The 12,329-nt window shown below is 68.4% G+C and carries 8 protein-coding genes; 4 read left to right on the top strand and 4 right to left on the bottom strand.

Annotation, left to right across the window (positions count from 1 at the left end; translation table 11 throughout):
• Positions 1-18 precede the first annotated feature (18 nt).
• Positions 19-1,212 carry a dephospho-CoA kinase gene (gene coaE / locus ACLBW1_RS20485; protein WP_447813666.1) on the top strand — a complete coding sequence of 398 codons (1,194 nt, stop codon included), beginning with the start codon at positions 19-21 and terminating at the stop codon, positions 1,210-1,212.
• Here the strand turns inward: coaE and ACLBW1_RS20480 are convergent.
• Positions 1,173-1,751: a DUF402 domain-containing protein gene (locus tag ACLBW1_RS20480; RefSeq protein WP_447813665.1), complete on the bottom strand. Its 579-nt coding sequence runs from the start codon at positions 1,749-1,751 to the stop codon at positions 1,173-1,175. The genes coaE and ACLBW1_RS20480 overlap by 40 nt on opposite strands.
• A gap of 69 nt (positions 1,752-1,820) precedes the next feature.
• Here ACLBW1_RS20480 and uvrB point away from each other — a divergent pair, with 69 nt between their 5' ends.
• A complete protein-coding gene (gene uvrB, locus ACLBW1_RS20475; RefSeq protein WP_447813664.1) occupies positions 1,821-3,974 on the top strand; it encodes an excinuclease ABC subunit UvrB in 2,154 nt (717 codons plus the stop codon).
• A 217-nt stretch (positions 3,975-4,191) separates the two neighbouring features.
• Positions 4,192-4,644 carry a universal stress protein gene (locus ACLBW1_RS20470; RefSeq protein ID WP_447813663.1) on the top strand — a complete coding sequence of 151 codons (453 nt, stop codon included), beginning with the start codon at positions 4,192-4,194 and terminating at the stop codon, positions 4,642-4,644.
• 32 nt (positions 4,645-4,676) lie between these two features.
• Here ACLBW1_RS20470 and ACLBW1_RS20465 read toward each other — a convergent pair whose 3' ends face one another.
• The 3 genes from ACLBW1_RS20465 to ACLBW1_RS20455 form a co-directional block, all read right to left on the bottom strand.
• Positions 4,677-6,983: a HelD family protein gene (locus tag ACLBW1_RS20465; protein WP_447813662.1), complete on the bottom strand. Its 2,307-nt coding sequence runs from the start codon at positions 6,981-6,983 to the stop codon at positions 4,677-4,679.
• 129 nt (positions 6,984-7,112) lie between these two features.
• Positions 7,113-8,294, bottom strand: coding sequence for a DoxX family membrane protein (locus ACLBW1_RS20460; RefSeq protein WP_447813661.1), 1,182 nt, complete (start codon positions 8,292-8,294; stop codon positions 7,113-7,115).
• A gap of 142 nt (positions 8,295-8,436) precedes the next feature.
• Positions 8,437-9,120: an MBL fold metallo-hydrolase gene (locus tag ACLBW1_RS20455; protein WP_447813660.1), complete on the bottom strand. Its 684-nt coding sequence runs from the start codon at positions 9,118-9,120 to the stop codon at positions 8,437-8,439.
• Between the two features lie 210 nt (positions 9,121-9,330).
• Between ACLBW1_RS20455 and uvrA the strand changes: the two genes are divergently transcribed.
• A complete protein-coding gene (gene uvrA, locus ACLBW1_RS20450) occupies positions 9,331-12,324 on the top strand; it encodes an excinuclease ABC subunit UvrA (protein ID WP_447813659.1) in 2,994 nt (997 codons plus the stop codon).
• Positions 12,325-12,329: the final 5 nt, after the last annotated feature.

Here is a 12,329-nt window from a genome sequence, read left to right as displayed (position 1 = left end):
GGTGACAGACTGGGCGCCGTGATCAGAGTGGGCCTCACCGGTGGCATCGGCGCCGGCAAATCGACCGTGGCACGTACCTTCACCGACCGCGGCGCCTACCTCATCGACGCCGACGTCATCGCCCGTGAGGTGGTCGCGAAGGGCAGCGACGGCCTCGCCGCGCTGGTCGAGGCGTTCGGCGACGACATCCTCACCGCCGATGGCGACCTCGACCGGCCGGCGCTCGCGGCGAAGGCCTTCGTCGACGAGGAGCAACGCAAGCGCCTCAACGCGATAGTGCACCCGCTGGTGGGTGCACGGACCTGGGAGATGCTGCAGGCCGCCCCTACCGACGCCGTGGTGGTGCAGGACGTCCCGCTGCTCGTCGAGGGTTCGATGGCCCCGTTCTTCCATCTCGTCGTCATCGTCCACGCCGACGAAGAACTCCGGGTTCAGCGCCTCACCGAGCTGCGCGGGATGGACGCCGACGACGCCCGCGCCCGCATCCGCTCCCAGGCCTCGGTCGAACAGCGCCGTGAGGTGGCCGACGTCTGGCTCGACAACAGTGGCACCGCGCAGGCGCTGGCCGACGCGGCCGCACGACTCTGGGACGAGCGGTTGGTGCCCTACGAGGCCAACGTCCGGTCGGGGTCGCGTGCCGAGCGCGCGCGCACGGTGCTGGTTCCGGCGGACCCGACCTGGTCCCGGCAGGGCCGCAGGCTCGTCCAGCGACTGCAGGCGGTGTGCGGCGACAAGGCGGTACGCGTGGAACACGTCGGCTCGACGGCCGTCCCCGGCCTCGACGCGAAGGACGTGATCGACCTGCAGGTGACCGTCGCCGATGTCGAGGCCTTCGAGGCGCTGCGACAACCATTGACCGACGGCGGCTTCCCGCGCGTCGAGGGGATCGACGGCGACCGGATCAAGCCTGCCACCGCCGAGCCCCGCGCCGACGACGGGCAGGCGTGGGCGAAGGCCCTGCACGCCGCCGCCGATCCCGGTCGGCCCGCGCACGTCCACGTCCGTGTGGACGGCGCGCCCAACGCGCGGTTCGCCGTCGCGTTCCGCGATCGTCTGATCGCCGATCCGGATCTGCGGGCGGAGTACCTCGCGGTCAAACGGTCGGCCGAGGCGACGGCGCAGGGCGACGCCGTCGCGTACGTCGAGGCGAAGGAACCGTGGTTCGACGAGGTCTACCCTCGCGTGATCTCCGACTCCGAGGCCCCCGGCTGACCGTCGGGACCGTCGGGCCATCGCAGCGGTGCGCCGCGGTCGGCCAACCATCTGTCCACATCGTGGTCCCGTTCGGCGCAGCCCACCAGTGCGGCCGCCGCGATCTCGACCGCGCGCACCGTCTCGGTCGCCGACAGCAGGCCGGCGGCGTGGGCCTCCACGAGTTCGTCGACATCGATGAGCTCCAGAGGTGTACCGGGTACGTCCACGAGGTCGAGATACCAGTCCTCGGCGTGCCACCGCCCCTCGACGTCGGGGCCGGAGAAGCGGCCGACATCGAGGTAGAGGCGTTGCCCGGTCCGGTGACCGGCCACGAAGTGGAAGATGCTGGCCCGTAGCCCCAGATCGGGCAACAGCCACGACTCGAGGTGGTGGAACCGCGGATGGTCGGCGGTACGTGACATGTACAGACCGAACGACGTCTCGGTGTACGTCCGCACCGGGCGCACGACGCCTTTGTTGTCGGTGTTGGTCATGGCGGGCACGTCGAACACCTCGCGTTTGGGTGGGTGCACCCCCGTCGACCCCGAGCCGTCCATGGGACGGGAGGTTATCGGAGCCCGGGACGATCGGCGCGGGTGTCGTACCCCGCGCCTACTCTGGAGGACATGGCTTTCGCGGCAGAACACCCCATCGTCGCCCACTCCGAGCATCGACCCGTCGGCGACATCGAACGGTCCGAGGCCGCCTTCGAGGTGGTCAGCGAACACTCACCCGCAGGTGACCAACCCGCGGCGATCGCGGCGCTGGAACAGCGCATCAACGCCGGGGAGAAGGACATCGTCCTGCTCGGGGCCACCGGTACCGGAAAGTCGGCGACCACGGCCTGGCTCATCGAGAAGGTGCAGCGTCCCACCCTGGTGATGGCGCCGAACAAGACACTGGCTGCCCAGCTGGCCAACGAACTGCGAGACATGTTGCCCAACAACGCCGTCGAGTACTTCGTCTCGTATTACGACTACTACCAGCCCGAGGCCTACATCGCCCAGACCGACACCTACATCGAGAAGGACTCGTCGATCAACGACGACGTCGAGCGGTTGCGGCACTCGGCGACCTCGAGCCTGCTGTCGCGCCGAGACGTCGTGGTGGTGGCCTCGGTCTCGTGCATCTACGGTCTCGGTACCCCGCAGTCCTACATGGACCGCTCGATCCACCTCGACGTCGGCCAGCAGGTCGACCGCGACGCCCTGCTGCGCCTGCTCGTCGACGTGCAGTACAGCCGCAACGACATGAGCTTCACCCGCGGCACCTTCCGTGTCCGCGGCGACACCGTCGAGATCATCCCCTCCTACGAGGAGTTGGCCGTCCGCATCGAGTTCTTCGGCGACGAGGTGGAGGCCCTGTACTACCTGCACCCGCTCACCGGTGACGTGGTCCGCCGCGTCGACACGCTGCGTATCTTCCCGGCCACCCATTACGTGGCGGGTCCCGAGCGCATGGAACGCGCGATGGCGAGCATCGAGGCCGAGCTGGAGGAACGCCTGGCCGACCTCGAGGGCAAGGGTAAGCTGCTCGAGGCGCAGCGCCTGCGCATGCGCACCACCTACGACCTGGAGATGATGCGTCAGGTCGGCTTCTGCTCGGGCATCGAGAACTACTCCCGGCACATCGACGGCCGCGGTCCGGGCACCGCGCCGGCCACGCTCATCGACTATTTCCCCGATGACTTCCTCCTGGTCATCGACGAATCACACGTCACCGTCCCGCAGATCGGCGGCATGTACGAGGGCGACATGTCGCGCAAGCGCAACCTCGTCGACTTCGGGTTCCGTCTGCCGTCGGCGGTCGACAACCGGCCGCTCACGTGGGATGAATTCGTCGACCGGATCGGCCAGACGGTCTACCTGTCGGCGACCCCGGGGCCGTACGAGCTGGGCCAGTCGAACGGCGAGTTCGTGGAGCAGGTGATCCGACCGACCGGTCTGGTCGATCCCCAGGTGGTGGTCAAGCCCACGAAGGGTCAGATCGACGACCTGGTCCACGAGATCAATCTCCGGACCGAACGCGACGAACGCGTCCTGGTGACCACGCTGACCAAGAAGATGGCTGAGGACCTCACCGACTACCTGCTCGAGATGGGTATCCGCGTGCGATACCTCCACTCCGAGGTCGACACGTTGCGCCGGGTCGAGCTGCTGAGACAACTCCGCGGCGGTGACTACGACGTGCTGGTCGGCATCAACCTGCTCCGTGAGGGACTGGACCTGCCCGAGGTCTCGCTGGTCGCGATCCTCGACGCCGACAAGGAGGGTTTCCTCCGCAGCACCACCAGCCTCATCCAGACGATCGGGCGCGCGGCCCGCAACGTCTCGGGCGAGGTGCACATGTACGCCGACAAGATCACCGACTCGATGCGCAACGCGATCGACGAGACCGACCGTCGTCGCGAGAAGCAGGTCGCCTACAACAAGGCCGCCGGTGTCGATCCGCAGCCGCTGCGCAAGAAGATCGCCGACATCCTCGACCAGGTCTACGCCGAGGCCGAGGACGCGGTGGAGATCGGCGGCTCGGGCCGTAACGCCAGCCGCGGTCGCCGCGCACAGGGCGAGGTCAGCAAGTCGATCAGCGCCGGGGTCATCGAGAAGCGAGACGTGTCGGCCATGCCGCGGGCAGAGCTCGCAGATCTCATCGCGTCGCTCACCGCGCAGATGATGAACGCCGCCCGGGATCTGCAGTTCGAGCTCGCCGGCAGGTTGCGCGACGAGATCTCCGACCTGAAGAAGGAGTTGCGCGGCATGGACGCCGCCGGCATCCGCTGACCGTCGCGGCCGCGAGTCGGAGCCGGCGGGTCCGAGCCGGTCACGGGTGATGTCGACTACGCACGATGACTCGATGTGGTGATACCCACGAATGACCGACAGAGGGTCTGTCGTGCAACTATTGTCCGGATATCGAAGCCGGTGATCGCCGACGTGTTGCGCGTCGGCGGAACCGCCTCGGTGCACAGGTCACCGATGGAAACAGACGGAGGAATGGATGAGCGCGTACCAGACAGTTGTCGTCGGGACGGACGGATCGGAGTCGTCGATGAAGGCGGTCGAGCGTGCGGGCGGCATCGCTGGAGACCGGGCCAAGCTGGTCATCGCGTGCGCCTTCTTCCCGCACGAGAGCAAGGACGTCAACACGATGTCCGACGTCCTCAAGGACGATGCCTACCAGGTGCACGGCAGCTCACCCACCGAGGAGATCCTGCGGACCGCACGCGAGCGCGCGGTCAAGGCCGGCGCGTCCACCGCGAACATCTCCACCCGCCCGGTGAAGGGCGCCCCGGTCGACGCTCTCCTGCAGCTCGTCGGTGACACCAAGGCCGACCTGCTGGTGGTCGGCAACAAGGGACTCAACTCGATCGCCGGTCGTCTGCTCGGCTCGGTGCCCGCCGACGTCGCCCGCAAGTCGGCGTGCGACGTGCTCATCGTCCACACCGTCTGACCGCTCGTCTCCGCCGCCCGACGGCCCGTCGCTCAGTCGAGTGACAGGCAGTCGGGCAGGTCGCGTGCGTGGACCAGGGCCAGTCGCTGTGTCGCACGGGTGAGGGCCACGTAGAGGTCGTTGAGACCGCGAGGCGACTGCGCGACGATCGCAGCCGGCTCGACGACCACCGTGCGATCGAACTCCAACCCCTTGCAGGCCGTCACGGCCAACACCCTCGTCTGCGCTCCCGCGGCCGCGGTGAACGCGTCCACGAGCACGTCGGGCACGATGATCGCGCCCACACCGGCCTCATCGGTGTCGCGCCACGCGGCGTCAACAGCAATGGCGGCATCGATGATCGCGGGTTCGGCGACGCGCTGCACCGACGGCGCGACGCCCGACCGCCGGATCGAGGTCGGGGGAGTGCGGGTCGGGTCGATCGCGGCCAGGACCCCGGACGCGACGGTCATGATCTCGGCGGGGGTGCGGTAGTTCACGGTGAGATCGTGTTGCCGCCAGCGTGCCGCGACGTAGGGCTCGAGTACCGATCCCCAGTCGCTGGTCCCTGCGGGGTCGCCGGTCTGCGCCGTGTCGCCGATGATCGTCATCCACCGATTCGGTATGCGGCGCATGATCATCCGCCAGCCCATGGCCGAGATCTCCTGCGCCTCGTCGACGATGACGTGACCGAACGCCCACGTGCGGTCGGCGTGGGCGCGTTCGGCGGTGGTGAGGGTCTGTCGACGGGTCTGGCGTGATGCGAGCTGTTCGGCGTCGATGAGGTCGTACGCCATCAGGATCTCGGGATCGAGTTCGTCCTCGAGGTCCTGCGGGGCCGACCCGGTGAGGATGTCGAGGGCGTCCTGCGCCTCGGTGATCTGCCGTCGCCACTGCGCCTGCTGCTCGCGTTCGTCGTCGCCGGTGTCGAACCCGATGATCTCGGCGAGCTCGTCAAGGAGTGGCACGTCCCCCACGGTGAAGCCGCTGCCCGACCGCGGATCCCGCCGCAGCGCGTCGCGCTCCTCGGCACCCCAACCGGGGGTCGCGACGCGGATCCGATCGGGGTCGCTCAACACCTCCCGTAGCAGACGATCCGGCGTCAGCTGCGGCCAGAATCGTGCCAACGTTCGCAGGATCGTCGGATCCTGCTCCATCTCGTCACGGATGTCGGCGACGTCGCCTGCACTCATCAACTGGGAACCGTCGATGGTGCTCGAACCGATACGGCCGGCGTGCTGCTCGGCGAGTGCGTCGAGCGCCGACCGTAGGAAGATCGGGCGGGCCTGGTTGTGGGGTCGCCGGCTCGACCGCGCCCGCCCCCGCGCCCGCTTGACGAGCGTGCGATCGATGACCAACGGGTACCCGTCGAACCGTACGGTGACCGGCTCGGTGGGCAGGATCTGTGCCTCGCGTACTGCGGTGCGCAGCACCTCGACCATCGCGAGGTCGCCCTTGACGGCGGCCGCGTGACGGTCGTCGGGTCGGTCTGCACTCACGCCGGGATAGAGGTCACCGACGGTCGAGAGCAGCACGCCGGTCTCACCGAGGGAGGGCAACACCTGGCCGATGTAGCGGAGGAAGTCGTCGTTGGGGCCGATGATGAGAACGCCGCTGCGACCGAGTATCTCGCGATGTGTGTAGAGCAGGTAGGCGGCCCGATGCAGCGCAACCGCGGTCTTGCCGGTACCGGGGCCGCCCTGGACCACGGTGACGCCGCGGTGAGACGACCGGATGATGATGTCCTGCTCGCGCTGGATGGTCTCGACGATGTCGGTCATCTCGCCGGTCCGCGCGGCGTTGAGGGCACCGATCAACGCCGCCTCGTTGACCACGTCGCCGCGACTCGTCGCGTCGAGGTCGCCGGAGTCGAGGCGTTCGTCGTTGACCGCCACCACCTGTCGGTTGCGGGTGCGGACATGGCGTCGCAGGGCGACCGAGTCGGGTGCGGCGGGCGTGGCCAGGTAGAACGGCCGCGACAGCGGTGCCCGCCAGTCGAGCAGCAGCGTGGTGTCGTGTTCGTCGTCGTCGAGGATCCCGATACGGCCGATGCGGCGCGTCTCGCCATCGTCCAGGTCGAGGCGTCCGAAATACAGATTGTGTTCGGCCGCATCGAATTTGGTGAGGTCGTCGGAATACATGCGTTCGTAGGACTCGCGCTCGGACTGCGACTGCGGGGTGCCGTCGGATTCGACGAGCGCGGTGCGCAGGCGTCGACCGGTCGACTGCCGCATGCGGTCGAGGCGGGCGTAGACGACGTCGAGGTGTGACTGCTCGGACGCGACGGGGGAGTCCGCGTCGTCCGCCGGGTCAGCAGCGGCGGCGGGACTCGTCGTGTCTTCTTCCCGGATCCGGGTCATGGATGTGTCGGGTGCCTTTCGTGGTGCGGCCGAGGCGGGTGCACGCTCTGTGTCCCGGCCCGACACGACGACGGGGTGTGCCGGCATCGTCGGTCACCGGCACACCCCGTCATCGATCGAACGGTGTTCTCAGCGAAGGTTCTTCGCTGCCTTCTCGGCGCGCTTGCGCGCACGACGGGAGAGCTTGGCGCCCTCGTCATTGGCCGTCGACGCCAGGTCCGCCGCTGCGCTGCGGGCGGCATCGGCGAACGCCGGTGCACGATCACGGGCCTGGTCGGCCAGCTCGGCGCTGCGGGCGCGGGCCTGCTCGGCGAGCTCGGCGCTGCGGGCGCGGGCCTGCTCGGCGAGCTCGGCGCGACGGTCGCGCGCCTGGTCGGCCAACTCGGCGCCACGGTCACGCGCCTGGTCGGCGAGATCGGACCCGCGGTCGCGCGCGGTGTCGGCGAGGTCGAGTGCGCGCTGGCGGGCGGTGTCGGCGAGGTCGGATCCGCGATCGAGTGCGGCGTCGGCCAACTTCGAGCCACGCTTGCGCGCCTTCTTCGCCGCCTTGTCGCCTTCCTTGCGGGCGACCTTCGCGGCCTTCTCGGCACGCTTGCGGGCGACCTTGGCGGCCTTCTCACCCAGTTCGGTGCCACGCTCGGCGGCGGCCTCGGCCAGTGGTGTGGCCTTCTCCTTGGCGATCTCGGCCAGCTTCGCGCCACGGTCGACCGCGACCTCGGCGAGTGGTGTCGCCCGCTCGCGTGCAGCCTCGAGCACGACCGGAGCCTTGTCCTTGGCGATCTCGGCGACGTGCGACGCACGATCGGCGGCCACCGAACGGAAGTGCTCAAAGCCGTCCCCGCTCGAGTCGCCGGTGAACGGGAGGGCTGCGGTGACGGCCTCGGTCGCGTGCTCGGCTGCCTTCTTGCCCCGCCACGCCAGCGAGGGCTTGCCCTCGGTGTCGACCGCGGTGATCAGCAGACCGCCGAGCAGCGACACGTTCTTGAGGAAGTCGACGAGAGCGGCGTTGCGCGCCTCGGGGTCCGACTCGTTCCAGAAGTCGTGGCCCGCCAACGTGGTCGGGACCAGCGACCCGGCCAGGCCGAGTGCCGCGATGCGCGGGAACTTCCCGGTGGCCAGCATCACGCCGCCACCGACCTGGATCGCCGCGTTGATGCGGACGAGGGTCTCGGTGTCGGAGGGGAGCGGGTCGGTGATGTCGTCGGGAAGGTTCTGCTGGGACTTCTTGACGAACGGTCGCGCGGTTTCGGCGAACTGTTCGGGATGCCGCAGCGCGGTGACGCCGGAGGCGACGAACACGCTGGCGAGCATCGGTCGGGCAATTCGGCGGATCAACACTGATGGCCTCCTCGGGACGCGGGCTCTGAGAGGTGACGGATCCATGTCACCTGCGGCACAGGGCCGTGTCGAGGTTACCGGTCGCCGACGACCGGTGGGGGGCACCCGGGCGTGGTCACCACCCGCGCTCACGCCATTCGCCCAGGTGGGGCCGTTCTGCGCCCAAGGTCGTGTCCAGACCGTGACCGGGATAGACCGAGGTCTCGTCGTCGTAACGGTCGAACAGTTTGGTGGTCACCTCACCCAGCAGGATCTCGAAATCGCCTTCCTGCCAGGTCTTTCCCACGCCACCGGGGAACAGGCTGTCCCCGGTGAACAGGTGCGTGCGGTCGCCGCCGTCGAACGCCAGCGCGATGGAACCCGGCGTGTGGCCGACGAGGTGGATGGCCGACAGGCGCAGGTTCCCGACCTCGATCACCTCGCCGTCGTCGATCAGACGGTCGGTGTCGACCGGGATCTCGGGGGCGTCGATGCGTCCGGCGAGCGTGGGCGCACCGGTCGATTCGCGCACCTGCGCCAGACCCTGCCAGTGATCGAAGTGCTGGTGGGTGGTGAGGATCCCGGTGAGCGTCCCGGGCAGGGTCTCGAGCAACGCGAGGATGCGGTCGGCGTCGTTGGCCGCGTCGATCAGGAGTCGGTCACCGGTCTCACGGCAGGTGACGACGTAGGCGTTGTTGTCCATCGGACCCACGGACAGTTTCGTGATGGTCGCGGTCGGTGTGGTGCGGCGGTGCGCGCCGGAGGTGTCGGACAGATCGCCGGTGTAGTCGTCGGACACGGTCATGTCGGGAGCGGTCATGGACTCACGCTACAACCGGTGACCCGCGCCACGGAGCGCTCGCCGAGGAGTCTCCCGGGTCGGTGGTGTCGGTGGTCGCCCCTACGATGGAAGCGTGCCCGGTGTGGCCGGGATCGGCCCGAACACACGGTGTCGACCCACGGTGTCGACCGACCGGGCGACAAGTGTGCACACGAGCGCGTCGTATCCGGCGCAGAGCAGAGGACAGCTGTGGCAGATCGTCTGATCGTCCGAGGAGCCCGGGAACACAACCTGCGAGGAATCGACGTCGACCTGCCGCGGGAGAGCCTGATCGTCTTCACGGGATTGTCCGGGTCGGGGAAGTCGAGCCTCGCGTTCGACACGATCTTCGCCGAGGGGCAACGGCGTTACGTGGAGTCGCTGTCGGCCTACGCTCGTCAGTTCCTGGGGCAGATGGACAAGCCCGACGTGGACTTCATCGAGGGCCTCTCGCCCGCGGTGTCGATCGACCAGAAGTCCACCAACCGCAACCCGCGGTCGACGGTGGGCACCATCACCGAGGTCTACGACTACCTCCGGCTGCTCTACGCACGTGCGGGCAAAGCGCACTGCCCCGAGTGCGGCGCGGCGATCGCCAAGCAGACCCCGCAACAGATCGTCGACCAGGTCCTGGCCATGGACGAGGGCATCCGGTTCCAGGTGCTCGCGCCGGTGGTGCGCACCCGCAAGGGCGAGTTCGTCGACCTGTTCGCCTCGCTGCAGACGCAGGGCTTCTCCCGCGCGCGCATCGACGGTGTGGTGCACCCGCTCACCAGCCCGCCCACGCTCAAGAAGCAGGAGAAGCACGACATCGAGGTGGTCGTCGACCGTCTGGCGGTGAAGTCGTCCGCGAAGCAGCGGCTCACCGACTCCGTCGAGACCGCGCTGCGGCTCGCCGACGGCGTGATCGTGCTCGACTTCGTCGATCTCGAGGAGGACGACCCCGATCGCGAACGCCGCTTCTCCGAGCGGATGGCGTGCCCCAACGGACACCCCATCGCCATCGATGACCTCGAGCCGCGGTCGTTCTCGTTCAACTCGCCGTACGGCGCGTGCCCGGACTGCGACGGTCTCGGCATCCGTAAGGAGGTCGACGAGGAACTCGTCGTCCCCGACCCGGAGACCACCCTCGCCGACGGCGCCATCGCACCGTGGTCGACCGGACACAATGCCGACTACTTCCTGCGGTTGCTGTCGGGGCTGGCCGACGAGATGGGTTTCGACATCCACACGCCGTGGAATCGCCTGCCCGTCAAGGCCCGTCGAGCCATCCTCAACGGCAGCGATCATCAGGTCCACGTCAAGTTCCGCAACCGTTACGGCCGCACCCGCTCGTACTACACCGAGTTCGAGGGCGTGATGAAGTTCCTGCACCGCAGGATGGAGCAGACCGAGTCCGAGCAGATGAAGGACCGGTACGAGGGGTACATGCGCGACATCCCGTGCCCGGTGTGCTCCGGCGCCCGGCTGCGTCCGGAGATCCTGGCGGTCACGCTCGACCACCCGCGGTTCGGTGAGAAGTCGATCGCCGACGTGTGTGCGTTGTCGGTCGGGGACTGCGCCGACTACCTCTCCGACCTCACCCTCGGTGCGCGCGAGCAGGCCATCGCCGGTCGGGTGCTCAAGGAGGTGCAGGCACGCATCACGTTCCTCCTCGACGTCGGTTTGGAGTACCTGTCGCTGTCGCGGGCGGCCGGCTCGCTGTCCGGCGGTGAGGCGCAACGCATCCGGTTGGCGACCCAGATCGGTTCCGGGTTGGCCGGTGTCCTCTACGTCCTCGACGAACCGTCGATCGGTCTGCATCAGCGCGACAACCGCAGGCTCATCGAGACCCTCACCCGTCTGCGCGACCTGGGCAACACCCTCATCGTCGTCGAGCACGACGAGGACACCATCCGGATGGCCGACTGGATCGTCGACATCGGTCCGCGCGCCGGCGAGCACGGCGGCAACGTGGTCCACAGCGGGAGTTACGAGGGTCTGCTCGTTAATCGCGAATCCCTCACGGGGGCTTACCTGTCCGGACGCGAGCACATCGACATCCCGGAGGTCCGGCGACCGATCGACCGCAAACGACAGCTGACGGTGGTCGGTGCGCGCGAACACAACCTGCGCGGGATCGACGTCAGTTTCCCGCTCGGCGTGCTGACCGCGGTCACCGGTGTGTCCGGGTCGGGTAAGTCGACCCTGGTCAACGACATCCTCGCCACCACCATGGCCAACAAGCTCAACGGTGCGCGTCAGGTGCCCGGTCGCCACACGCGCATCACCGGTCTCGACCATCTCGACAAGCTGGTGCAGGTCGACCAGTCACCGATCGGCCGCACCCCGCGGTCGAACCCCGCCACCTACACCGGCGTCTTCGACAAGATCCGCACCCTGTTCGCCGCGACCACCGAGGCCAAGGTCCGCGGCTATCAGCCGGGTCGGTTCAGCTTCAACGTCAAGGGCGGTCGGTGTGAGGCGTGCACCGGCGAGGGCACGATCAAGATCGAGATGAACTTCCTGCCCGACGTGTACGTGCCCTGCGAGGTCTGTCACGGCGCGCGCTACAACCGCGAGACCCTCGAGGTGCACTACAAGGGCAAGACCATCTCCGAGGTCCTCGACATGCCCATCGAGGAGGCCGCCGAGTTCTTCGAGCCGGTCACCTCGATCCACCGGTTCCTCAAGACGCTCGTCGAGGTGGGACTGGGTTACGTGCGACTCGGGCAGCCCGCACCGACCCTGTCCGGTGGCGAGGCGCAGCGCGTCAAGCTCTCGGCCGAGCTGCAGAAGCGCTCGACCGGGCGCACCGTCTATGTGCTCGACGAGCCGACCACGGGCCTGCACTTCGAGGACATCCGCAAGCTCCTCGCCGTCATCAACGGTCTCGTCGAGAAGGGGAATTCGGTGATCGTCATCGAGCACAACCTCGACGTGATCAAGACGGCCGACTGGGTCATCGACATGGGCCCGGAGGGCGGTTCGGGAGGCGGTGTCGTGGTCGCCGAGGGCACGCCCGAGCAGATCGCCGCCGTCCCGGAGAGCCACACCGGTGGTTTCCTCCGCGAGATCGTCGAGGCCCAGGCCACGCCGACCCGGAAGGCGGCGCCGACCCGGAAGAAGGCGCCTGCGGCGAAGGCCTCGGCCACCGCGGCGACAGCGAAGCCCACGAAGAAGAAGGCGCCGAACGGATCGCGCGCCCGCGCCGCGGTCGGCTGATCCTC

The organism is Williamsia sp. M5A3_1d (assembly GCF_053345315.1).
The sequence above is the reverse complement of the archived record's forward strand: the minus strand, read 5'-3'. Positions and strand labels throughout refer to the sequence as shown.